Genomic DNA, 22,453 nt, shown 5'->3' on the forward strand with positions numbered 1-22,453 from the left:
TAATTTGCTTTATTTGCAGATATTTATCGATTATAAAATATCCAGCTTAACTGCAGCGGTAACGCAGAATCCGCCAAGCCCTGCTACTTTCAGACTAGTCAAATCCACTGTTGCCCGAGGTGTTCCATGTCCCGCATTGTCTCCGTCGCTGCTACCCAGATGGCCTGTTCCTGGGATAGCGCCGCCAACATTGCCAACGCTGAAAAGCTGGTGCGTGAAGCCGCCGCCAAAGGCGCGCAGATCATCCTGATTCAGGAACTGTTCGAAACCCCCTACTTCTGCCAGAAGCCCAACGCCGACTACACCCAGCTGGCCACCACCGTTGCCGAGAATCCGGCCATTGCGCACTTCCGCAAAGTCGCCGCCGAACTCAAGGTGGTGTTGCCGATCAGCTTCTTCGAACTTGCCGGCCGTGCCCGCTTCAACAGCATTGCGATCATCGACGCCGATGGCAGCAACCTCGGGGTGTACCGCAAGAGCCATATTCCCGATGGCCCCGGCTACCACGAAAAGTATTATTTCAACCCCGGTGATACCGGCTTCATGGTCTGGGATACCGCCTACGCCAGAATCGGTGTGGGCATCTGCTGGGATCAGTGGTTCCCCGAGTGCGCACGCAGCATGGCGCTGATGGGCGCAGAAATTCTCTTCTATCCGACCGCCATCGGCAGTGAGCCGCATGACCCCAATATCACCTCGCGCGAGCACTGGCAGCGGGTCCAGCAAGGTCATGCCGGCGCCAATGTGATGCCGCTGGTTGCCAGCAACCGCATCGGCAAGGAAGAGCAGGATGGCTCGGAAATCACCTTCTATGGCTCCTCGTTCATCGCTGACCAGTTTGGTGAAAAGGTTGCGGAACTGGACCAGAGCGAAGAAGGCATCCTGGTGCACAGCTTCGATCTGACCGAGCTGGAAAAGGTCCGCAGCGCCTGGGGTGTCTTCCGCGACCGCCGGCCGAACCTGTACTGGCCGATCGGCACCCTCGATGGCGAAACGGCGTCCGAATAAGGCCGCCAGCTTTCCCGCAGCCGTTCCCACCAACAGACCTGGCGGTGGCAATGGCTGCCACCATTTTCCACCCTGCTCCAGATTGCACAGGTGACTCCATGACTACCCTGACCAGCACGCCCCGCGCCGACGGTTTTCGCATGCCCGCCGAATGGGCAACCCATCAGCAGACCTGGATGGTCTGGCCGCAGCGCCCGGACAACTGGCGCCTGGGTGGCAAACCGGCACAAGCTGCATTTACCGCAGTGGCAAAAGCGATTGCCGGTTTCGAGCCGGTCACCGTGTGTGTCAGTGCCGAACAGTACGATAACGCCAGCGCCCGCTTGCAGCAGGCGAATATCCGCGTCATCGAACTGAGCAGCGATGATGCCTGGGTACGCGACACCGGTCCGACCTTCGTGACCAGCGCCAGCGGCGAGGTACGTGGGGTGGACTGGACCTTCAACGCCTGGGGCGGCTTCGATGGCGGCCTCTACTGGCCCTGGCAGCGTGACGATCAGGTAGCCCGCAAAATCTTGCAAATAGAAGGCTGTGCCCGTTACCGCACCGAAGGCTTCGTGCTGGAGGGCGGCTCGATTCACGTGGACGGTGAGGGCACCCTGATCACCACCGAGGAATGCCTGCTCAATCGCAACCGCAACCCGCACCTGAGCCGCGAGCAGATCGAAACCCTGCTCGGCGAGCACCTGGCCATCGACAAGGTGATCTGGTTGCCCGACGGTCTGTTCAATGATGAAACCGATGGTCACGTCGACAACTTCTGCTGCTATGTACGCCCCGGCGAAGTGTTGCTGGCCTGGACCGATGACGCGCAGGATCCCAACTATTCACGCTGCCAGGCAGCCCTGCGGGTACTCGAAAGCCAGCCGGATGCCAGAGGCCGCAAGCTGGTCGTGCACAAGATGCCGATCCCGGGCCCATTGCATGCCACGCCCGAGGAATGCGCCGGGGTCGACCTGAGCGCCGACAGTCAGCAGCGCGATCCGTCGATTCGGCTGGCCGGCTCCTATGTCAATTTTCTGATCGTTAACGGCGGCATCATCGCGCCACGCTTCGATGATCCGAAAGACGCCGAGGCAGAGGCTATTCTGCAGCGGCTATTTCCCGAGCATCGGGTAGTGATGGTACCCGGCCGGGAGATATTGCTCGGCGGCGGCAATATCCATTGCATTACCCAGCAGCAACCGGCGCGCAGTGAATAAATAACTGGCCTGCCACCCGCTAATGGCATTGCCTGCAATTATCCAAGTGATACCCTCGTCAGGATGAAAGCAGTCAAAACCGAACCAGGCAACGAGCAGAAACCGCAGGCTACCCTGACGCAGAGCGAACTTGTTCTCGAGGCACTGAATGCCGGCAAAAACAAGCGTGTGCGCAAGCTGCTGGCACGCATGCACCCGGCAAAAACCGCGGCGTTACTGGAGTCCCTGGAACCTCAACAGCGTCTGGACCTGTGGCAACAGATCGCTCCGGTGCGCGAGGCACGCATACTCCCGCACCTGAGCCAGAGTCTGGCTCTGCAGCTGCGCAACGATCCCGGCGAGAATGGTCACGCGGAAGATGGTACTGGCGAGACAGGCACCAGCCACCTGGAAGCTGCCCGTAAAGCACTGGCCCAGGGCAAGCTCAAGCGGCTCGGCAAGATCCTGCACCCCCTGCATCCGGCCAAGATCGCCGGACTTCTCGAGGCCTTGCCGCCGGAAGAGCGCCGCGTCGCCTGGAGCATGGTTGAAACAGAACGTGCCGGCCGTGTCCTGACCTATCTGCATGACGAGATTCGCGCCAGCCTGGCGCTTGAGCTGGATATCGAGGACCTGCTGGCCTCGGCCTCATATCTGGAACTGGATGACCGGGTTGACCTGATCCAGACCCTGCCCAGCGAGCTTGGGCAAAGGCTGCTGCACGCCAGCAACGCACGCCAGCGGCAGCTGATCGAGTCGATGCTGTCCTATCCGGAAGACTCTGCCGGCGGCCTGATGAACGCGGACACCATTCAGGTGCGCGCGGAGGTCAAGGCCAGTACGGTACTGCGCTACCTGCGCCTGCTGGAAAACCTGCCGCCACAAACCGACATGCTCATGGTGGTCGATCGCAAAGGCCACTACATCGGTGCACTGCGCCTGAGCGCACTGGTTACCGCCGAGCTGGACCAGCAGGTCGCCGACCTGATGCACAAGGACATAGCCGCCATTCCGGCAGACAGCAGCAGCGCCGATGTGGCGCGCCTGTTCCAGGATCAGGATCTGTTGTCAGCGCCGGTAGTCGACGAGCAGAACCGCTTGATCGGCCGAATAACCATTGATGACGTGGTCGACCTGATTCGCGAAGAATCCGATCGCGCGCTGATGCAGATGGCCGGTCTGGATGATGAAGCGGATATCTTCGCGCCCGTACTGGTCAGCTCGAAACGCCGGGCCATCTGGCTCGGCATCAATCTGGTCACCGCCTTTGCTGCGGCCTGGGTAATCGGCCTGTTCGAAGGCACCATTCAGCAACTGGTAGCGCTCGCCGTACTGATGCCGATCGTCGCCAGCATGGGCGGGATCGCCGGCAGCCAGACTTTGACCCTGCTGATTCGCGGATTGGCGCTGGGCCAGGTGCAGAAAGGCAACACCCGTACCCTGCTGCGGCGTGAGCTGGGCATCTCCGTGCTCAACGGCCTGCTCTGGGCAGTGATTATCGCCTTGCTGGCAGTGCTCTGGTTCGGCGACTGGGGCATCGGCGCCGTTCTCGGCGCCGCCATTCTGGTCAACCTGCTCTGTGCGGCGTTCGCCGGCTGGGGCGTGCCGTTGCTGTTACAGCGCATGGGTATCGATCCGGCCCTGGCCGGCAGCGTGATTCTTACTACCGTCACCGATGTGGTCGGCTTTTTCGCCTTTCTCGGGCTGGCGACCATTTTCCTGCTCTAGTGCTACTCAAGGCGCGCGCCTGGACTCCAGCGCGCTAAACACCAGCATCCCGGCCAGCATGGCCAGCACAAACACCAGAACCTGCCAGTGACCCGTCAGCAGGATCGCCAGCGCCGGCCCCGGACAGATGCCGGCAATCCCCCAGCCGATACCGAACAGCAGGCTGCCACCGATCAACCGCGGGTCCAGCTCACGCTTCTGCGGCAATTGCATCGGCGCCCCGAGCAGGGATTGCGTCTGCCGACGCGCCCAGCTGAACGGTAACAGGGCCGCCACAATCGCGCCGCCCATCACCAGTGCCAGCGAGGGATCCCACAACCCCGCGAGGTCGAGAAAGCCGAGGACCTTGGCCGGATTGGCCATACCGGCCAGCAGCAGACCGATGCCGAAGAGCAAACCGGCGATAAATGCTGTCAGTTTGCGCATGTTCAGGCTCCCAGCAGATGACGAATGACAAACACCGTGGCAAAACCACTGGCCATGAAACACAGGGTGGCCACCATCGAACGTGGCGACAGGCGCGAAATACCGCATACACCATGCCCGCTGGTGCAACCCGAGCCGTAACGGGTGCCAATCCCCACCAGCAGTCCGGCAACGATCAGGCCGGCAGTGCCGGTCTGGAACTCGATACGCGGCAATGCGCCAAACACCCCCCACAGCAGCGGCGCCAACAGCAGCCCAAGGAGGAACAGCGCTTTCTCGATGCGGCCATCGGCGCCGCGTTGCAACAGGCTGCCGAGCAATCCGCTGATGCCGGCAATCCGGCCATTGGCAACCAGCAGCACACTGGCGGCCAGGCCAATCAGCAGCCCCCCGGCCAGCGATGACCAGGGCGTGAAATTGATCCAGTCAAGCGTCATTGCGGTGAACCTCCACAGAACTGTTGATACAGGGTATTGATCACCGCCAGCGCTGCCGGACTGGTGATACGGTAATAAATCTGTTTGCCCTCACGACGGGTATCGACCAGAGCTTCCCGGCGCAGCACGGCAAGCTGCTGCGACAGGGTCGGCTGGCTGATCCCCAGCAACGCTTCAAGCTCGCTGACATTGCGCTCGCCCTGCGAAAGCTGGCACAGCAGTAGCAAACGATCCGGATTGCCCAACGCCTTGAGCAACTGGCCGGCGGCACCGGCGTTGTCGCGAAGTTGCTGGATATCGAGTGCAGTTTCTGGAGCGGTCATGGGCGCAGCCTTCAGTTAGCCAGATAACAATATATATTTTTATATATTATATGGCAAACAATAATCCGTGCCGTGTTGATGGTTCGGGCTGTTGAAAAGTTCTCAGGACGACTCGGCGATCTGCAACAAGGCTCGCTCGAATACTTCAACCGGCTGGCCACCCTGCAACAGATGACGATCATTGATAATGATCGCCGGCACCGCCTGTATGCCGTTCTCCTGGTAGTGCTGTTCTGCCGCACGCACTTCGGCTGCGAACGCGTCGCCGGCCAGAATCTGCGCCGCACGCGCCTGATCCAGCCCGACCTCATCAGCCAGGCGTGTCAGCAACTCGTGGCTTGACGGGTTTCCCCCTTCGCTGAAATAGGCACTAAACAGGGCCTGCTTGAGTTGCAGCTGGCGCCCTTGCAGCCCGGCCCAGTGCAGCAGGCGATGGGCATCAAAGGTGTTATAGATGCGGCTGCGTTCCTGCAGGTTGAACCTGAAGCCCAGCTCGGCACCGCGCTGGCGGATGTTCTCGCGCACCTGTGCAGCCTGCTGCGGGCTGGAGCCATACTTTTCCTGCAGGTGCTGCTGGATATCCTGGCCTTCTGCCGGCATCTGCGGGTTGAGTTCGAAAGGCTGGAAATGCAAATCGGCCTGTACTTTGTCGCCCAGCCGCTGCAGTGCCTGTTGCAGTGCCAGTAGCCCGATCACACACCATGGACAGGAAACATCGGAAACAAAATCAATTTTCAATCGCTGCGTGCTGGACACGGAGTTCCCCTGATAAAGGCTGCAGCCCAAGGCCAGTTGCCGGCGACGGGCAGGACTCAGGCCGCTTTACAGGTGCGCAGGCCCAACAGTGAATACACCGCGCAGCTGCCGAAAACAGCGGTGGCCAGCGGTACCAGACCAATCCAGCCCCAGGCGCCAATAAAGCCGGTCAATGCCATGGCAATCAGCGTCATGCCGAGGCCATAACGTATCAATCGATCAATACCACCTACATTTTTGGTCATGCGCCATCTCCAGAAAAAAATCCACTTGGCAAGCCCTGCGCTGAGCATAGCCATGCAAGCAGTATCTGAACACCGCTGCCGGCACAAATTTCCCGCTCAGGGTTGACAGACAGGCATCCAGGAGCCAGCTTTACAGCGCGAATGCGTTGTATGTTTGCTGCTGCAGGAAGGCCCATACGCTCAATTCCGCAGAACCGCACGCACCAACCCATTCCCGAAATATTTACTGCTGAAAACCGGAAGAGCTGATTTCACTTGACCTGCGTCACTTGCTGCCCGCCAAACGGGTTCTTAATGAAACTGCAACACTGTTTCAGGATTCTCCCCATAGGTTCAAAAGAGTGAGGTGAACATGAGCGACTCAACCAACAAGCTCGGCTTAGGCGCGCTGATCGCGCTGGTAGTCGGTTCGATGATCGGTGGCGGTATTTTCTCGCTGCCACAAAACATCGCAGCCAGTGCCGGACCGGGGGCTGTACTGATTGGCTGGGCGATCACCGGGGTCGGCATGTTGACCCTGGCCTTCGTGTTCCAGACTCTGGCCAACCGCAAACCCGAACTCGACGGTGGTGTATACGTCTACGCCAAGGCCGGCTTCGGTGACTATATGGGCTTCAACTCGGCCTGGGGATACTGGATCAGTGCCTGGATCGGCAACGTCAGCTACATGGTGCTGCTGTTCAGCACCCTGGGCTTCTTCTTTCCGGTCTTCGGCGAAGGCAACACCGTAGCTGCCATTGTCTGCGCTTCGGTCCTGCTCTGGATGTACCACTTCCTGGTACTGCGCGGGATCAAGGAAGCGGCAATCATCAACATGATTACCACCATCGCCAAAGTCGTACCGCTGGCAATGTTCGTGGTGCTGGCGGCCGTGGCTTTCAAGCTGGATATCTTCACCGCTGATATCTGGGGCGCAGGCAATGCCGACCTAGGCAGCGTGATGGATCAGGTGCGCAACATGATGCTGGTCACCGTCTGGGTGTTCATCGGTATCGAAGGCGCGAGCATCTTCTCGGCACGGGCGAAAAACCGCAGCGACGTGGGCAAATCCACCGTGATCGGTTTTATCGGCGTACTGCTGATTCTGGTGATGGTCAACGTGCTGTCGATGGGCATCATGCATCAGCCCGAACTGGCCGCTCTGAAGAACCCGTCGATGGCAGGCGTGCTGGAGCATGTAGTTGGCCACTGGGGCTCGGTGCTGATCAGCGTCGGCCTGGTGATCTCGCTGGTCGGAGCCTTGCTGTCGTGGACCCTGTTGTGCGCCGAGATTCTCTTCGCCAGCGCCAGCGACCACACCATGCCGGCCTTCCTGCGCAAGGAAAACGCCAACAAGGTGCCAGCCAACGCGCTGCTGTTGTCGAACCTGATGATCCAGCTGTTCCTGATCATCACCCTGTTCAACGACGCCACTTACCTCAAGCTGCTGTATCTGGCTACGTCGATGATTCTGGTGCCGTACTTCTTCTCGGCGGCCTACGGCCTGCTGCTCGCCGTACGTGGTGAAACCTACGAGAAAGACCCGGGCGACAAGGGCAAGGATCTGTTCATCGGCCTGATCGCCACCCTCTACGCCATCTGGCTGGTTTACGCCGGCGGCATGCAGTACCTGCTGCTGTCTGCCCTGCTCTACGCACCGGGTGCCATCCTGTTCGCCAAGGCCAAGATGGAAATGGGCAAGCCGGTATTCACCGGTATCGAGAAAGTCATCTTCGCCGTGGTTCTGATCGGCGCCGTCTATGCAGCCTATGGCCTGCAAGCCGGTTTTCTGGAAATCTGATTGAAGGAGTCCAACATGAGCAAAGTTAAACTAGGGGTACATTCTGAAGCCGGTACGTTGCGCAAGGTCATGGTCTGTTCACCAGGCCTGGCGCACCTGCGGCTGACTCCCGGCAACTGCGATGAACTGCTGTTCGATGACGTGATCTGGGTCAATCAGGCCAAGCGCGACCACTTCGACTTTGTCACCAAAATGCGTGACCGCAATATCGACGTGGTGGAAATGCACAACCTGCTCACCGAGACGGTGCAGAATCCCGAAGCGCTGAAATGGATTCTCGATCGCAAGGTCAACCCGGACCAGTTAGGCGTGAGCATGCTCGACGAAATCCGCAGCTGGCTGGAAGGCATGGAGCCACGGCATCTGGCGGAATTCCTCATCGGCGGCGTGTCCATCGCCGACCTGACCAAGGGTCTGGGCAGTAACGAAAGTCTGGATTCGTTCGCCGAATTCGCCGGTGCTTCCAGCTTTGTCCTGCCGCCACTGCCAAATACCCAGTTCACCCGCGACACTACCTGCTGGATCTACGGCGGCGTTACGCTGAACCCGATGTACTGGCCGGCCCGCCGCCAGGAAACCCTGCTGGCTTCGGCGATCTACAAGTTCCATCCGGACTTCACCAATGCCGAGTTCGAAGTCTGGTGGGGCAACCCGGACGAAAACCATGGCGCGTCCACCCTTGAGGGTGGTGATGTCATGCCGATCGGTAATGGCGTAGTGCTGATTGGCATGGGCGAGCGTACCTCCCGCCAGGCCATCGGCCAGGTAGCCCAGGCGCTGTTCGCCAAGGGTGCAGCCCAGCGCGTAATCGTCGCCGGACTGCCCAAGTCGCGCGCCGCAATGCACCTGGACACCGTCTTCACCTTCTGCGACCGCGACCTGGTCACCATCTTCCCGGAAGTGGTCAACCAGATCGTTGCCTTCAGTCTGCGCCCGGATGAAAGCAAGCCCGGCGGTATCGATGCGCGCCGCGAGTCCAAGCCGTTCCTCGACGTGGTCGCCGAATCCCTCGGTCTGAAAAAACTGCGCGTAGTACAGACCGGTGGCGACAGCTATGAAGCCGAACGTGAGCAGTGGGACGACGGTAACAACGTGGTCTGTCTGGCACCCGGCGTGGTGGTCGGCTATGACCGCAATACCTACACCAATACCCTGCTGCGCAAGGCCGGCGTTGAAGTGGTAACCATCAGTGCCGGTGAACTCGGCCGCGGACGCGGCGGCGGCCATTGCATGACCTGCCCGATCATCCGCGATCCGATCGATTACTGATCAGTCAGCTCACCCCCGGGGTGGATAACCCGTAAAACGGTTTTCACCCCGAGTTTCTTCGGCGGATATGGCCAAAGGCCGTTATCCACCCTGTCCCGGAATTTTGGAGATCCCCCATGGCTTACAACATGCATAACCGCAACCTGCTCAGCCTGATGCACCATTCCAAGCGTGAACTGATGTTCCTGCTGGACCTCGCCCGCGACCTCAAGCGCGCCAAATACAGTGGCACCGAGACCCAGCACCTGAAAGGCAAGAACATTGCGCTGATCTTCGAGAAAACGTCGACCCGCACCCGTTGCGCGTTTGAAGTGGCCGCCTATGACCAGGGCGCCAACGTCACCTATATCGATCCGAACTCCTCGCAGATCGGTCACAAGGAAACCATGAAAGATACTGCTCGCGTGCTCGGACGCATGTACGACGCCATCGAGTATCGCGGCTTCAAGCAGGAAATCGTCGAAGAACTGGCCAAGTTCGCCGGCGTACCGGTGTTCAACGGCCTGACCGACGAATACCACCCGACGCAGATGCTCGCCGACGTATTGACCATGCGCGAGCACAGCGACAAGCCGCTGCATGACATCAGCTACGCCTACCTCGGCGATGCCCGCAACAATATGGGCAACTCGCTGTTGCTGGTCGGTGCCAAGCTGGGCATGGATGTCCGCATCGCGGCACCCAAGGAGCTGTGGCCGCACGATGAGTTTGTCGCGCAATGCAAAGCCTTTGCTGCCGAAAGCGGTGCACGCATCATGCTTACCGAAGACCCGAAAGCAGCGGTCAAGGACGTTGACTTTATCCACACCGACGTCTGGGTTTCGATGGGCGAGCCGGTAGAAGCCTGGGGCGACCGTATCAAGCAACTGCTGCCGTATCAGGTCAACAGCGAGATGATGAAGGCCAGCGGCACACCGCGTACCCAGTTCATGCACTGCCTGCCGGCGTTCCACAACACCGACACCAAGGTCGGCAAGCAACTGGTTGCGCAGTATCCGTTCCTCGCCAATGGCGTGGAAGTGACAGAGGAAGTCTTCGAGTCGCCAGCCTGCATCGCCTTTGACCAGGCGGAAAACCGTATGCACACAATCAAGGCAGTCATGGTCGGCACGCTCGGTAACGTCTGACGGCAGTCTGCAAGGTGGAAACCCGCAATGCGGTTTTCCACCTTTGTCATTTTTGGTGGATAAGGCCCAGGGCCGTTATCCACCCTACCCAGGAGAACAACCGTGCGATTAGTCATTGCTCTGGGCGGCAACGCCCTGCTTCGCCGCGGCGAAGCCATGACCGCGGAAAATCAACGCGACAACATCCACATCGCCTGCGAACAGATTGCCAAGGTCGCAACCGGCAACGAGCTGGTGGTGGCACACGGCAATGGCCCGCAGGTTGGTTTGCTCGCCTTGCAAGGCGCGGCCTACGATGCCAAGAACCCCTACCCGCTGGATGTTCTCGGCGCTGAAACCGAAGGCATGATCGGCTACATGATCGAACAGGAGCTGGGCAACCTGCTGCCTGTAGAAGTACCCTTCGCCACCCTGCTCACCCAGGTAGAAGTCGATCCTGATGATCCGGCCTTCCAGCACATGACCAAGCCGATCGGCCCGGTCTACCCCAAGGAAGAGGCAGAGCGCCTGGCAGCGGAAAAAGGCTGGACCATCGCACCGGATGGCGACAAATTCCGCCGCGTAGTAGCCAGTCCGCGGCCCAAGCGTATCTTTGAAATCCGCCCGCTCAAGTGGTTGCTGGAGAAAGGCACGATCGTCATCGCTGCCGGCGGTGGCGGTATCCCGACCATGTACCAGGACGGCAAGTTGATCGGCGTGGAAGCCGTGATCGACAAGGATCTGTGCTCGGCGTTTCTCGCCCAGGAACTGCAAGCCGACCTGCTGGTGATCGCCACCGACGTGGATGCCGCCTATATCAACTGGGGCAAGCCAACGCAAAAGGCTGTTGCCGAAGCCCATCCCGATGAGCTGGACCGCCTGGGTTTTGCCGAAGGCTCCATGGGGCCGAAAGTACAGGCGGCCTGCGAGTTTGCCCGCAATACCGGCAAGGTCGCGGTCATCGGTTCACTGCCGGATATCGAGGCCATCGTGCGCGGCACTGCGGGCACACGCGTCAGTACCGCCAAACCAGGCATCAGCTACCGCTGACAGGGCACAGGATCAGGCCCGTGCGATCTTTCACCGGGCCTTGGCCTGTCTGCCTGTTCCTGCAACCGCACTGACCTTGTTGCCAGCCCGGAATTGACTAACACACCTGCGACCGAAGCCAGCGCTTCATTTCGTACAAGGACGCCAGCATGGCCGACGCTAACAAGAAAATGAGCCTGCTCGGGCTGACTACGCTGGTCATGGTCAACATGATGGGCTCCGGCATCATCCTGCTGCCATCCAGCATGGCCCAGCTCGGTGCGGTATCGCTGCTGTCCTGGATTGTCACCGCCATTGGCTCCATGTGCATTGCCTATTGCTTTGCCCAGTGCGGTATCTACTGCACGCGCCCCGGCGGCATGTCGGCCTACACCGAAGAAGCCCATGGCAAGTCGGCATTTTTCCTGTGCTCGTATCTGTACTTTCTTTCCCTGGTGATCAGCAATGTGGCCATCAGCATTGCTGCCATCGGCTACCTGACACCCTTTGTGCCCTGGCTGGGTAGCGGTTCGATTCCGCTGTTTGTCGGCACCCTGTCGATGATCTGGATAACCACGCTGGCCAACTTCGGCGGCCCGAGCCTGACCGGGCGACTGGGTTCGATTACCGTGTGGGGCATCATCCTGCCGGTTGCCGGGTTGAGTATCTTTGGCTGGTTCTGGTTTTCAACCGAAGTATTCAGCGCTGCCTGGAACCCCAATCAACTGGCCGTGAGTGACGCCATCACCCAGAGCATCCCGCTGACCCTGTGGGCTTTCCTCGGCATGGAGTCGGCTGCGCAGAGCTCTGACGCCGTGGAAAACCCCAAACGCAATGTGCCCCTCGCCTGCCTGTTCGGCACGCTCGGCGCCGCTGTGGTCTACGTCCTGTCCACTACCGTGATCCAGGGCATAGTGCCGAATGCCGAACTGGCCAATTCCAGCGCGCCGTTCGCCCTGGTCTATGCGCAGATGTTCAACGACTCCATCGGCAACCTGGTCATGGCGCTGGCGGTACTGGCCTGTGTCGGCTCACTGCTCGGCTGGCAATTCACCCTGGCCGAGACGGCCAAGGTCACGGCCAGTCAGGGCATGTTTCCAGCCCTCTTCGCCCGCGTTAACCGGCTCAATGCCCCCCTGGCCGGTCTGGTTTGCTGCGCCATTCTGCAGAGTCTGATCGCCCTTACGACCATCTCGCCGAATGTCAGTGAGCAATTCGGCAAGCTGGTCAATCTGGCCGCAGTGACCAACCTGATCCCCTATGTCACCGCACTCTCCGGCCTGCTGGTGATCATGTTCAAGGCACGGGTCGCGCTCAATGTGTTCCGCCGCAACAGCCTGATCATGCTGGTGGCCATGCTGTACTGCTTCTACGCCCTGTACGCTTCGGGTATGGACGCGATGTTCGGTGCCGCCATTGTGATGATTGCCGGCTATCTGCTGTTCGGCATCATCGCCAAGCGCTTTGTAACCGCCACTGACATTCCGCAACAGCTGTAGGAGCATGACCATGAAGCGGATTTTTATGCACCTGCTGGCGGCCAGCCTGATGCTCGGCACCGGCCTGCTGCCTCTCGCCAGCCAGGCCGACACCCTGCAGCGCATTCGCGACAGCCAACGCTTTACCATCGGCTTTGTTCCCGGCTATGCGCCCTTCTCCGACGGTAACGAACAAACCGCCCGCGGTTACACCATCGAGTTGTGCCAGCAAATCGGCGAACGCCTCCGGGTGCAGCTGGACCTCCCCGGGCTGCAGGTGCGTTATCAGCCGGTCACCATTGAAGACATGCTCGGCGCAGTACACAGCGGGCGGGTCGACATTCTCTGCAGCCCGGTGGATGAAACCCTGCAGCGCCGCGAGCAGGTCAGCTTCTCGCTACCGGTGTTCATTTCCGGGCTCGCGGTGATCATGCGCCGCGACGCGCCCGCGGTGCTGCAGGAGCGGGTCAGGAACGGTGCCGCCAAGGCGGTACCCTTGTGGCGCGGCAATATCGTCCAGCAACTGGACAAGTTTACCTTCGCCGTACTGTCCAGCAGTCACAGTGCCGAATGGGTGCAGCAGCGTTTGCGCGTGCTTGGTCTGAAATCGCGCGTGGTAACGGCAGACAGCAGCGCTGCCGGCATTCACATGGTCAGCACGGGGCAGGCTGACGCTTTTTTCGACGACCGCGTGGTGTTGCTCAATTATGTAGCGACAGAGACTGGTGGCGAGCAGCTCATGGTGCCCGAGCGCCTGTTCGATGAAACAGCCTCGGCGCTGGCGCTCGGCCGCGGTGATGAGGACTTCCGCTTGCTGGTCGACCGCAGCATCAGCAGCCTGCTCGGCAGCCCGCAAGGCGAGGCGCTTTATCAGCGCTATTTCGGTGCCCCGAACACCGCAACGCGTCTGTTGTTTCGTCTTTATCCGAAGCCCTGAACAGGCCCCGCCTGCCCGCTCCGGGTAAAACTCCGGAGCGCTGCGGTTGCAGCCAGCACCCGTAACAGTCAGCAAAAACCCCTTGATTGACAGGCGCTGGCTGTGGCTCGATGGCCTTCATGGACGTGACCAGCCAGTCATGCCTTGCGTCACCCTAGCCACTTGAAACCTGACCCGGTTTCCCCTCAGCCGGCAAGGCCGAACGCCTTGCGGTGGCCAAACAAGGAGTTTCGCTACATGTCCCGCTTACCCGTTATCGTCGGTTTCGGTGGCTACAACGCCGCCGGCCGCAGCTCGGCACACCACGCCTTCCGGCGCATGGTGATCGAATCGCTGGACAGCCAGAACCGCCAGCAGACTCTGGCCGGCCTGGCGGTAATGATGAAACTGGTCAAGGTGGTCGACGGCCAGTACCGCACAGCAGATGACCAGCCACTGACACTGGCAGAACTGGAAACCCGTTACGCGCAACAGATCATCGACGGCACGCTGATTCGGCGGATCGAAAAAAGCCATCTGGATGTCGATGCCGCGCCCTGGCAGAAGAACCTCAACCTCACCGGCACCGCCGGCAAGCCGCTGGAATTCATCACCCTGCGCAAACACCTGCCGGAGCCGTTACCGAGCGACTGGATCGTCGAGGAGCTGAATGCCACCGATGTGCAGGTCACGCTGTATGACGGCTGCGATATCAAGGTCGACAGTTTTCGCGCCCTGCCGGTGAAATCTGCCGGCCAGCTGCCCAGCGGTTTCGAGCCAGGCGAACTGTATGCCTCGCGCTTCCACCCGCGCGGCCTGCAGATGGCCATCGTCGGCGCCACCGATGCACTGCGCTCTACCGGCATCGAGTGGTCAACCATTCTTGAGCATGTGGCTCCCGACGAGGTGGCCGTGTACTCCAGCAGCATCATGAGCCAGCTGGATGAGAATGGCTTCGGCGGGCTGATGCAGTCACGCCTCAAGGGCGGCCGGGTCAGTGCCAAGCAGCTGGCCCTTGGCCTCAACAGCATGCCGGCGGATTTCATCAATGCCTACGTGCTGGGCAGTGTCGGCAGCACCGGCAGCATCACCGGGGCCTGCGCCAGCTTTCTCTACAACCTGCAGAAAGGCATCGAGCAAATCAGTGCCGGCAAGGCGCGCGTGGTCATCGTCGGCACCAGCGAGGCGCCGATCAACCAGGAATGCATCGATGGCTATGGGGCGATGGGTGCACTGGCCACCGAGGACGGCTTGCGCCAGATCGAAGGCAGCGAACAAGTGGATTTCCGCCGCGCCAGCCGCCCCTTCGGGCAGAACTGCGGCTTCACCCTGGCCGAATCATGCCAGTACGTGGTGCTGATGGACGACGCGCTGGCAATGGAACTCGGCGCCGATATTCATGGCGCCGTGCCGGATGTGTTCATCAATGCCGATGGCTTCAAGAAGTCGATCTCCGCACCCGGTCCCGGCAACTATCTGACCATGGCCAAAGCAGTCGCCAGCGCCATGCAGATCGTCGGCGAGGACAGTGTGCGCCAGCACAGCTTCGTGCATGCCCATGGCTCGAGTACGCCGGCCAACCGCGTCACCGAATCCGCACTACTCGACCGTACCGCCGCCACCTTTGGCATCAGCAACTGGCCGGTGACTGCGGCCAAGGCCTACCTCGGTCACTCGCTGGCCAGTGCCAGCGGCGACCAGCTGATCTCGGCGCTGGGCAGTTTTCGCTACAACCTGATTCCGGGCATCAAGACCATCGATGCGATTGCCGAGGACGTCCACCAGCAGCACCTGCACATTGCCACCGCAGATGTCTCCAGCGGCAGCCGGCCGCTGGAGCTGTGCTTTATCAATTCCAAGGGTTTTGGTGGCAACAACGCCAGTGCTGTAGTGCTGGCCCCCTGCGTGGCAGAACGCATGCTGCGCAAGCGATATGGTGCAGAACGCTTTGCCGCCTATTGCGCCAGGCGTGAACAGACCCGAGCAGCGGCTGATGCGTATGACCAGCGGGCCCTGCACGGCCAGTTCGATATTCTTTACAATTTTGGCAATAACCAGATAGACGACCAGCAGCTGGAAATGTCCGCCGAGCAGATTCAGGTACCCGGTTTCAGCCGGCCACTGGTGTTCTCCCGGGATTCGCGTTACCGCGACATGCTCGACTGAAGTGGCAGCGGTTTGTCATACAAAAGTTTGATAACCAGGCATTCCATAGACTAATTGCGCATTGGTCATTGCCCTGTAATCCGTCACACTCGCTCGATTGTTGTTGCTACTCCGCCCCGCCAGCCGACCGGAAGACACCACACATGAGCAGCCTCAGCGTGAGCAATGCTATCGAGCAGACCAAGAAAAACGGTCTCAACAAGGCCAAAAAAGGCAAGGGTTACAACCTGCGCCTGATCCGCAGCCGTCTGGCTGCGGTCAAGGCTGCGCGACTGCACCATGACAACCGGGAATTGCTGTTCGTCATCAACGAAGGCATCCACGGCAATCTGGGCGGCATCGGTAATGCCGATCTGTTCAAGCAGGCACGCCCGGAAGAACTCGCACTGATCAGGGAATACCTGAGCGAAACCTGTCTGGCCCTGCATGATCTGGCCGACAGCAAGTCGCCGGATATTAGCGCCCATGAAAAAGCCGACCTGTTTCGCCGTGCCAGTCAATGCTATGGCCACTCAGCACTGATGCTCAGTGGTGCAGGCAGCCTGATGCCCTATCACATCGGCGTGGTGCAGGCCCTGCATCAGAAAGATCTGCTGCCCTCGGTGATTTCCGGCTCGAGTGGTGGCGCACTGGTTGCAGCCATGATCGGTACCCGCAGCCATGCGGATCGCTGCTCTATTCTGGACGGTGACAACCTGCCCGACATGCTCAGGGAAACCCTGATCAAACTCCGGGCCGAGGCAGCGCCGAGCAAACGGCTGTCCCTGATGCCGCTCATGCTGACCGAAGAAATTCTCACGCAAATTGTCGAAAGCTGGATTCCTGACCTGACCTTTGGCGAGGCCTTCGAACTCTCCGGCATTGTCATCAACATATCGATCACACCCGCCACCATTACCGGTGCTTCGCGGTTGCTGAACGCCACGACCTCGCCCCACGTCTACATTCGCGAAGCTGTCCGCGCTTCCTGTGCGGTGCCGGGGGTTTTCCCGCCGGTCGAATTGTGCGCCAAAGGCTTTGACGGCCAGCGCCGCCCTTACATCAAGGGTCAGAAGTGGATCGACGGTTCGGTTGGCCTCGACCTGCCTTCGCGCCGGCTCGGCCGGCTCTACGGGGTAAATCACTTCATTACCAGCCAGACCAACCCGGCGGTGCTCTGGGCGGTCAAGCGTGCCGGCCAAGCCGGGCCAACCGGCAAGCGGATCATCGAATGGGCCACTGATGTGTTTCGCGCCAACCTCAAGGCCATTCAGCCACTGAGTGGCGCATTGACCGCCCGCCTGCCCTGGGTACGCGGCCTGAATCACCTGTTCTATTCGGTAGCCGGGCAGGAATACACCGCCGACATCAACATCCTACCGGGCAAGCATGTCGTAGGTATCCACGAAGTGCTGGCACTGATCAGCCTGAAGCAAACCGAGGCGCTGATTGCCGATGGCAAAAAACAGACCGAGGCGCAGATCGAGCTGATCCGTAACTGCACCATGATCCGCAAGACGCTGGATGAAATCCTGGTGCAGTACGGTTTACCGGCCCTGTAGCGGCAACGCCTGAACTGGCGCCGCGAGGCGCTTCACGCAGGTCGCCTCAACCTCATCGACGCCAGTCAGCCGGTGATGCCGCGCTGCAGTACAAATTGCCCGCTGAAACGTACTGCAACCTCGCCACCGGCGGTCAGCACCTGACTCTCCAGTTGCAGCCGGGCGACGCCACGTCGTTCGAAGATGGTTACAAATCTGCTCCACGCCGCCGCCTCCGGCGCGCTACAGCACGCCCTGGCATCCGTGGTTACCGGCAGCAGATAACTGATCTGCGCATCCCTGATCACTACCGCCCCATGCAGACCGGCCTCCTGCAAGCGCAAATGCAACCAGCCCCAGCCCGCCAGTAGTGCGCCACAGTAGAGACTGCCGCCGAACATGCTGTCATGCAGATTGCAGTTGGCTGGCAACGGCAGCTGTAGCTGCAGCTGATGCTCGTGCCAGCTGGCTACGCGTACCTGCATGGCGCGGGTCAGCGGTATGTCGCGGTACAGCAGCGTTTCAAGATCGCTTTGCGCCTGATCAGACATGTTCACCTCCGTCTCAATCCAGGGCGCGAGCCAGCTGGATCAGCTCGTCACGCCAGGCTGCCGCCAGCGGCAAGGCAATGAACGACGGATTGAGAAACGACTCACGCGCTTCGTAGGTCAGTGCCCGGCCCTTGAGGTCCAGCACTTCGCCCGCGGCACCTTCAAGCACGCCCTGGGCAGCAGCGGTGTCCCACTGCGACGTGGGTGCCAGCCGCGGATAACAATCGGCATTGCCCTCGGCCAGCAGGCAGAACTTCAGCGAGCTGCCACGGCTGGCCAGTTGCAGGTCACCGAAGCGCTCGCTCAGGCCTTCCAGCAGACGTTCCTGGGCCGGGCTGGAATGCCGGCGACTGGCAACCACGGTAAATGCATCTGCAGGCGCTATCCGCACGGCAACCGCCTCGGCTGGCGCACCGTCTTCAGCGCGCCAGGCACCCAGACCGGCACCACCAAAGTAGCAGCGGCCGCTGGTCGGCATGCCGACCACGCCAAACACCACCCGCCCCTGTTCAATCAGTGCCACATTGACGGTGAACTCCTCGCTGCCCGAGATGAACTCCTTGGTCCCGTCCAGCGGGTCGACCAGCCACCAGCGTTGCCACTGCGCCCGTTCGACCAGCGGAATATCGGCTGCCTCTTCGGACAACACCGGGATCTCCGCATCCAGTTGCTGCAGGCCGGCCAGCAGCACATGATGGGCCGCCAGATCGGCAGCGGTTACCGGTGAATCGTCCAGCTTGGCCGTGACTTCGGTGTCACAGCGCCAGAATGGCAGGGTCGCCGCACCGGCCTCGCGCACCAGGTCGATGACGGCAGGCAGAAAAGGGTGACTCATAAACTCAATACTCCTCGTTGAATCAGAATATCGCGCGCCAGATACAGCGCTGCCAGCGCGCGGCCTTCGCTGAACTGGGGATTGTCCACCAGAGACGACAACTGGCGCAGGTTGACCCGCTCGACCCGCATCGGTTCAGGCTCGTCGCCGGGCAGCGTTTCCGGATAAAGATCCCCGGCCAGCACCACCTGGATCTTCTGGCTCATATAGCCCGGCGACAACGACAGCTCGGCGAGCAACTCCAGTTGTCGCGCGCCAAACCCGGCTTCCTCCTTGAGTTCGCGGTTGGCCGCATCCAGCACATCTTCGCCCGGCTCGACCAGGCCCTTGGGCAGGGACACCTGATAGTCCTCGGTGCCGCCGCAATATTCCTCGACCAGCAGCGCATGCTCGGCATCAACCATGGCCACAATCATCACCGCGCCATAGCCGCTGCCCTTACCGACCAGGCGTTCATAGGTACGCTCCACACCATTGCTGAAGCGCAATTGCACTTCCTCAATGCGGAACAGGCGGCTGCTGGCAACAATCTCGCGGGCCAGTACGCTGGGTTTCTGGCGCATCAACTTTCTCCCTTCAACTACGCGTTATCATACCTGCGCCAGCCCGCTCTGGCCGCCCGCCAGTCACACAAATGCACACCACCTGCGAGACTTCGAGATGCAGCTACTGCCCTGGGATCAGATCGACACGGTTCTGCTGGACATGGATGGCACCCTGCTCGACCTGCACTTCGACAACCATTTCTGGCTGCACCACCTGCCGCAACGCTATGCCGAACATCACGGCATCAGCCAGCAACAGGCCGAAGCTGAACTGCTGCCACTGTTTCGCCAGCACGCCGGCCAGCTGAACTGGTACTGCACGGATTTCTGGAGTCGCGAGCTGAAACTGTCGGTGCGTGACCTCAAGCGCGAAATCGCCCACCTGATCGACCTGCGCCCGGATGCCGACACCTTTCTCGCCGCCATTCGCGCTGCCGGCAAGCGTGTTGCGCTGATCACCAACGCTCACCGCGACTCGCTGTCGCTGAAGCTGGAACGCATCGAACTGGCGCCCTTTTTCGATCGCCTGATCAGCTCCCACGATTACGGCTTCCCCAAGGAAGACCAGCAGTTCTGGTTTGCCCTGCAGCAGGACTTCGGCTTCGACCCGGCCCGCACCCTGTTCATCGACGACAGCCTGCCGATCCTGCGCAGCGCACGCCAGTTCGGCATAGCCCGGCTACTGGCAGTACGCCAGCCGGACAGCCAGCAACCGGCGAAGAACACCGAAGAATTCAATGCGGTGGATGACTACCGCCTGCTCCTGCCCTGATCCGAACCTAGAGCACCGGTGACAGCAGCCGTGCCAGACGCCGGACCAGCCGCTGCAAGCCATTGACCTTGCTTCCGGCGGCGGTCTGCTCCAGAGACTGCTCGAAATCGGCCAGCAGCATCTGCTCGACCTGCTCGGCCAGAGCGCTATCAATGGTCAGCAGCATCACTTCGAAATTCAGCCGGAACGAACGGTTGTCCAGATTGGCACTGCCGATCGCCGTCATGTCGTCATCCACCAGCACCACCTTCTGGTGCACAAAGCCCGGCTGGTAGCGATAGATGCAGATACCGGCCCTGACGGCATCCTCGGCATACTGGTTGGAAGCGGCATAGACAACCCGGTGATCCGGCCGCGATGGCAGCAGGACGCGCACTTCCACTCCGCGCAAAACCGCCAGACGCATGGCCGCCAGCACCGCCTCGTCGGGCACGAAATACGGACTGGTAATCCACACCCGCCGGCGCGCTGCATTGATCAGGGTAACGAAAAACAGCGAGCAGGTTTCCTGGGCATCGGCCGGGCCACTGGTCAGCAGCTGGCAGAGCATGCCGTCCTCGGCGTATTGCTCGGCCAGCAGCAGCGGTGGCACTTCACGGGTAGCCCAGAACCAGTCTTCGGCAAACGACTCCTGCAAACTGGTCAACACCGGGCCACTGACTTCGATGTGGGTATCACGCCAGGGCGCCAGTGGCGGTTTGAGGCCGAGGTATTCGTCGCCGACATTGTGGCCGCCGACATAGCCCAGCCGGCCATCCACCACCACGATCTTGCGATGGTTGCGGAAATTCAGCTGGTACCGGTTGCGCAGACCCCGGCGGCTGGCGAAGGCATGCACCTTGACCCCGCCGGCACGCAGGGTTTCCGTGTAGGCCTTGGGCAGGGCGTGACTGCCGACACTGTCAAACAGCAGATAGACCGCCACCCCGGCGGCGGCGCGCTCCAGCAGCAGCTGTTGCAGACGACGCCCCAGTTCGTCGTCATGCACGATAAAAAACTGCACCAGCACGACCTTGCGCGCCCCGGCAATGGCCTTGAAGATCGCGGCAAAGGTCGCCTCGCCATTGACCAGCAGGCGCACATGGTTATGTGCCAGCAACGGCATGTGGGCCAGCCGGGTGACGGCTTTCACCCGATCGACTTCCCCGGCCATTTCGGCCGTTCTGGCTTTCTCCACCCAGGGCCGCCAATCCTTCGCTTGCAGCGCTTGCTGCATGGCAACATCGGCCTCGCGGCGGGAGCGCACATAACTGTCAAAACGGTTGCGGCCGAATACCAGATAGGGCAACAGGGTCAGCGCCGGCATGAACACCAGGGCAATCGCCCAGGCCAGCGCACCCTGCGCGGTGCGCACCTTCATCACCGCATGCAGTGCCGCCAGCAGCCCAAGCCCCTGCAGCAAGGCAAACAGATAACCCAGCAACAGGACGCTGTCGTGCTCGAGAGTCAATCGCAAACCTCCACTGAAATACGCTCCGTTGTCGGCTGAGAAGGGTCGGCTGCGGAGGTCTGGCAGCTAGACGCCCCGCTTGTTCCCGGCAGCAGCCTGCAACACTGCAGGTGGCGACAGCTTGCCGCGCTCGCCGCAGATGGGCAATAGGCCCGCCCCGGCAACTTGCGCCGCGACAATCAACAGTTACCCTCGTGCGCCGCCAGCGGTTAGGCTAGCCATCCTGACTTTCTGTGGATTCTCACCATGAGCGAAGCACTCCCCGAGCAGCCTTTTGCCGACCAGCCACTCAACCCGATCGAGGTACGCCTGCTCGGCTGCCTGATCGAGAAGCAGGCCGCCACCCCCGAAGCCTACCCGCTGACGCTGAATGCCGCGGTACTCGCCTGTAACCAGAAAACCAGCCGCGAGCCGGTACTCAACCTGAATCCCGGCGAGGTCGGTCAGGGCCTGCGCAGTCTTGAAAGCCGCGGACTCTGCCGGCTGGTCATGGGCAGCCGCGCCGATCGCTGGGAGCATCGCACTGACAAGCAGCTGGAGCTGCTGCACGCCCAGGTCATTCTGCTTGGCCTGTTATTGTTGCGCGGCCCGCAAACCCTCAATGAACTGCTGACCCGCAGCCAGCGCATGCATGCTTTCGATGACCTTGCCGAACTCGAGCACCACCTGCAGCGTCTGGCCAGTCGCGGGCTGGCTTGCCAGTTGCCACGCCAACCCGGCCAGCGCGAAGAGCGCTATATGCACCTGCTGGGTGACCCGCTCGATTTGCAGGCCGCCATGGCTCCACGCACAGCAGAACGCAGCGACAACCAGCAGGACGATCAGCGCCTGCAGCAGCTGGAGGCACGTATCTGCGCGCTGGAAGAGCGTCTGGCACAGATTGAGGCACACCGCGACGACAACCAGGATTAATCTGCAACCAGACTTTTACC

22 protein-coding genes are annotated in these 22,453 nt (G+C 60.8%); 13 read left to right on the top strand and 9 right to left on the bottom strand.

From position 1 onward, the window contains the following. Positions 1–126: 126 nt before the first annotated feature. From aguB to mgtE, 3 genes are all read left to right on the top strand, one after another. Positions 127–1,008, top strand: a complete 882-nt coding sequence (gene aguB / locus BLT89_RS15260; RefSeq protein ID WP_090197288.1) for an N-carbamoylputrescine amidase — start codon at positions 127–129, stop codon at positions 1,006–1,008. A 98-nt stretch (positions 1,009–1,106) separates the two neighbouring features. Next, on the top strand, positions 1,107–2,210 hold the full coding sequence (gene aguA / locus BLT89_RS15265; protein ID WP_090197291.1) for an agmatine deiminase: 1,104 nt from the start codon (positions 1,107–1,109) through the stop codon (positions 2,208–2,210). Between the two features lie 63 nt (positions 2,211–2,273). Beyond that, positions 2,274–3,917 (top strand): magnesium transporter, encoded by a 1,644-nt coding sequence (mgtE, locus tag BLT89_RS15270; RefSeq protein ID WP_231975031.1) that lies wholly within the window; start codon positions 2,274–2,276, stop codon positions 3,915–3,917. Between the two features lie 6 nt (positions 3,918–3,923). On the opposite strand, the gene BLT89_RS15275 is transcribed toward mgtE, so the two are convergent. From BLT89_RS15275 to BLT89_RS15295, 5 genes are all read right to left on the bottom strand, one after another. Continuing rightward, a complete protein-coding gene (locus tag BLT89_RS15275; RefSeq protein WP_090197294.1) occupies positions 3,924–4,343 on the bottom strand; it encodes a YeeE/YedE family protein in 420 nt (139 codons plus the stop codon). A 2-nt stretch (positions 4,344–4,345) separates the two neighbouring features. Further along, complete coding sequence (locus BLT89_RS15280) at positions 4,346–4,780, bottom strand: YeeE/YedE family protein (protein ID WP_090197297.1); 435 nt, start codon at positions 4,778–4,780, stop codon at positions 4,346–4,348. Next, positions 4,777–5,103 carry an ArsR/SmtB family transcription factor gene (locus BLT89_RS15285; protein WP_090197300.1) on the bottom strand — a complete coding sequence of 109 codons (327 nt, stop codon included), beginning with the start codon at positions 5,101–5,103 and terminating at the stop codon, positions 4,777–4,779. The genes BLT89_RS15280 and BLT89_RS15285 overlap by 4 nt, the downstream gene beginning before the upstream one ends. A gap of 102 nt (positions 5,104–5,205) precedes the next feature. Next, positions 5,206–5,859, bottom strand: coding sequence for a DsbA family oxidoreductase (locus BLT89_RS15290; RefSeq protein WP_090199091.1), 654 nt, complete (start codon positions 5,857–5,859; stop codon positions 5,206–5,208). 56 nt (positions 5,860–5,915) lie between these two features. Further along, positions 5,916–6,104 carry a YgaP family membrane protein gene (locus tag BLT89_RS15295; RefSeq protein ID WP_090197302.1) on the bottom strand — a complete coding sequence of 63 codons (189 nt, stop codon included), beginning with the start codon at positions 6,102–6,104 and terminating at the stop codon, positions 5,916–5,918. Positions 6,105–6,456: 352 nt separating this feature from the next. Between BLT89_RS15295 and arcD the strand changes: the two genes are divergently transcribed. The 8 genes from arcD (at position 6,457) to BLT89_RS15335 (ending at position 17,389) form a co-directional block, all read left to right on the top strand. Beyond that, positions 6,457–7,884: an arginine-ornithine antiporter gene (gene arcD, locus BLT89_RS15300; RefSeq protein WP_090197303.1), complete on the top strand. Its 1,428-nt coding sequence runs from the start codon at positions 6,457–6,459 to the stop codon at positions 7,882–7,884. Between the two features lie 15 nt (positions 7,885–7,899). After that, positions 7,900–9,153: an arginine deiminase gene (gene arcA, locus BLT89_RS15305; RefSeq protein WP_090197306.1), complete on the top strand. Its 1,254-nt coding sequence runs from the start codon at positions 7,900–7,902 to the stop codon at positions 9,151–9,153. A gap of 116 nt (positions 9,154–9,269) precedes the next feature. Beyond that, a complete protein-coding gene (locus BLT89_RS15310; RefSeq protein ID WP_090197309.1) occupies positions 9,270–10,280 on the top strand; it encodes an ornithine carbamoyltransferase in 1,011 nt (336 codons plus the stop codon). A gap of 102 nt (positions 10,281–10,382) precedes the next feature. Beyond that, positions 10,383–11,309, top strand: a complete 927-nt coding sequence (gene arcC, locus BLT89_RS15315; protein WP_090197312.1) for a carbamate kinase — start codon at positions 10,383–10,385, stop codon at positions 11,307–11,309. A 149-nt stretch (positions 11,310–11,458) separates the two neighbouring features. Further along, complete coding sequence (gene potE, locus BLT89_RS15320; RefSeq protein WP_090197315.1) at positions 11,459–12,787, top strand: putrescine-ornithine antiporter; 1,329 nt, start codon at positions 11,459–11,461, stop codon at positions 12,785–12,787. Positions 12,788–12,797: 10 nt separating this feature from the next. Beyond that, a complete protein-coding gene (locus tag BLT89_RS15325; RefSeq protein WP_231975032.1) occupies positions 12,798–13,703 on the top strand; it encodes an amino acid ABC transporter substrate-binding protein in 906 nt (301 codons plus the stop codon). Positions 13,704–13,940: 237 nt separating this feature from the next. Then, positions 13,941–15,848 carry a beta-ketoacyl synthase gene (locus BLT89_RS15330; protein ID WP_090197318.1) on the top strand — a complete coding sequence of 636 codons (1,908 nt, stop codon included), beginning with the start codon at positions 13,941–13,943 and terminating at the stop codon, positions 15,846–15,848. Between the two features lie 143 nt (positions 15,849–15,991). After that, positions 15,992–17,389, top strand: coding sequence for a DUF3336 domain-containing protein (locus BLT89_RS15335; protein ID WP_090197321.1), 1,398 nt, complete (start codon positions 15,992–15,994; stop codon positions 17,387–17,389). Positions 17,390–17,454: 65 nt separating this feature from the next. On the opposite strand, the gene BLT89_RS15340 is transcribed toward BLT89_RS15335, so the two are convergent. The 3 genes from BLT89_RS15340 to nudE are packed head-to-tail and all read right to left on the bottom strand — an operon-like array spanning position 17,455 to position 19,317. Beyond that, positions 17,455–17,919, bottom strand: coding sequence for a thioesterase domain-containing protein (locus BLT89_RS15340; protein ID WP_090197324.1), 465 nt, complete (start codon positions 17,917–17,919; stop codon positions 17,455–17,457). Positions 17,920–17,932: 13 nt separating this feature from the next. Beyond that, on the bottom strand, positions 17,933–18,754 hold the full coding sequence (gene cysQ / locus BLT89_RS15345; protein ID WP_090197327.1) for a 3'(2'),5'-bisphosphate nucleotidase CysQ: 822 nt from the start codon (positions 18,752–18,754) through the stop codon (positions 17,933–17,935). After that, a complete protein-coding gene (gene nudE, locus BLT89_RS15350; RefSeq protein WP_090197329.1) occupies positions 18,751–19,317 on the bottom strand; it encodes an ADP compounds hydrolase NudE in 567 nt (188 codons plus the stop codon). The genes cysQ and nudE overlap by 4 nt, the downstream gene beginning before the upstream one ends. 97 nt (positions 19,318–19,414) lie before the next feature. Between nudE and yrfG the strand changes: the two genes are divergently transcribed. After that, positions 19,415–20,071, top strand: a complete 657-nt coding sequence (yrfG, locus tag BLT89_RS15355; RefSeq protein WP_090197333.1) for a GMP/IMP nucleotidase — start codon at positions 19,415–19,417, stop codon at positions 20,069–20,071. Positions 20,072–20,078: 7 nt separating this feature from the next. Here the strand turns inward: yrfG and cls are convergent, their stop codons facing one another. After that, the gene (cls, locus tag BLT89_RS15360; RefSeq protein WP_269457167.1) at positions 20,079–21,521 is read right to left on the bottom strand and encodes a cardiolipin synthase; all 1,443 of its coding nucleotides are present in this window, start codon (positions 21,519–21,521) and stop codon (positions 20,079–20,081) included. A 246-nt stretch (positions 21,522–21,767) separates the two neighbouring features. Here cls and BLT89_RS15365 point away from each other — a divergent pair, with 246 nt between their 5' ends. Beyond that, positions 21,768–22,433, top strand: coding sequence for a YceH family protein (locus BLT89_RS15365; RefSeq protein WP_090197336.1), 666 nt, complete (start codon positions 21,768–21,770; stop codon positions 22,431–22,433). The last annotated feature ends 20 nt before the right edge of the window (positions 22,434–22,453 follow it).

Origin of the sequence: Pseudomonas pohangensis, assembly GCF_900105995.1 — a bacterium.
GTDB classification, from domain to species: Bacteria; Pseudomonadota; Gammaproteobacteria; order Pseudomonadales; family Pseudomonadaceae; genus Aquipseudomonas; species Aquipseudomonas pohangensis.

Excerpts from the sequence above, each read along its gene's own strand:
- aguB (WP_090197288.1), top strand. The coding sequence starts at position 127 with ATGTCCCGCATTGTCTCCGTCGCTGCTACCCAGATGGCCTGTTCCTGG.
- aguA (WP_090197291.1), top strand. The coding sequence starts at position 1,107 with ATGACTACCCTGACCAGCACGCCCCGCGCCGACGGTTTTCGCATGCCC.
- mgtE (WP_231975031.1), top strand. The coding sequence starts at position 2,274 with ATGAAAGCAGTCAAAACCGAACCAGGCAACGAGCAGAAACCGCAGGCT.
- BLT89_RS15275 (WP_090197294.1), bottom strand. The coding sequence starts at position 4,343 with ATGCGCAAACTGACAGCATTTATCGCCGGTTTGCTCTTCGGCATCGGT.
- BLT89_RS15280 (WP_090197297.1), bottom strand. The coding sequence starts at position 4,780 with ATGACGCTTGACTGGATCAATTTCACGCCCTGGTCATCGCTGGCCGGG.
- BLT89_RS15285 (WP_090197300.1), bottom strand. The coding sequence starts at position 5,103 with ATGACCGCTCCAGAAACTGCACTCGATATCCAGCAACTTCGCGACAAC.
- BLT89_RS15295 (WP_090197302.1), bottom strand. The coding sequence starts at position 6,104 with ATGACCAAAAATGTAGGTGGTATTGATCGATTGATACGTTATGGCCTC.
- arcD (WP_090197303.1), top strand. The coding sequence starts at position 6,457 with ATGAGCGACTCAACCAACAAGCTCGGCTTAGGCGCGCTGATCGCGCTG.
- arcA (WP_090197306.1), top strand. The coding sequence starts at position 7,900 with ATGAGCAAAGTTAAACTAGGGGTACATTCTGAAGCCGGTACGTTGCGC.
- BLT89_RS15310 (WP_090197309.1), top strand. The coding sequence starts at position 9,270 with ATGGCTTACAACATGCATAACCGCAACCTGCTCAGCCTGATGCACCAT.
- potE (WP_090197315.1), top strand. The coding sequence starts at position 11,459 with ATGGCCGACGCTAACAAGAAAATGAGCCTGCTCGGGCTGACTACGCTG.
- BLT89_RS15325 (WP_231975032.1), top strand. The coding sequence starts at position 12,798 with ATGAAGCGGATTTTTATGCACCTGCTGGCGGCCAGCCTGATGCTCGGC.
- BLT89_RS15330 (WP_090197318.1), top strand. The coding sequence starts at position 13,941 with ATGTCCCGCTTACCCGTTATCGTCGGTTTCGGTGGCTACAACGCCGCC.
- BLT89_RS15335 (WP_090197321.1), top strand. The coding sequence starts at position 15,992 with ATGAGCAGCCTCAGCGTGAGCAATGCTATCGAGCAGACCAAGAAAAAC.
- BLT89_RS15340 (WP_090197324.1), bottom strand. The coding sequence starts at position 17,919 with ATGTCTGATCAGGCGCAAAGCGATCTTGAAACGCTGCTGTACCGCGAC.
- cysQ (WP_090197327.1), bottom strand. The coding sequence starts at position 18,754 with ATGAGTCACCCTTTTCTGCCTGCCGTCATCGACCTGGTGCGCGAGGCC.
- nudE (WP_090197329.1), bottom strand. The coding sequence starts at position 19,317 with ATGCGCCAGAAACCCAGCGTACTGGCCCGCGAGATTGTTGCCAGCAGC.
- yrfG (WP_090197333.1), top strand. The coding sequence starts at position 19,415 with ATGCAGCTACTGCCCTGGGATCAGATCGACACGGTTCTGCTGGACATG.
- BLT89_RS15365 (WP_090197336.1), top strand. The coding sequence starts at position 21,768 with ATGAGCGAAGCACTCCCCGAGCAGCCTTTTGCCGACCAGCCACTCAAC.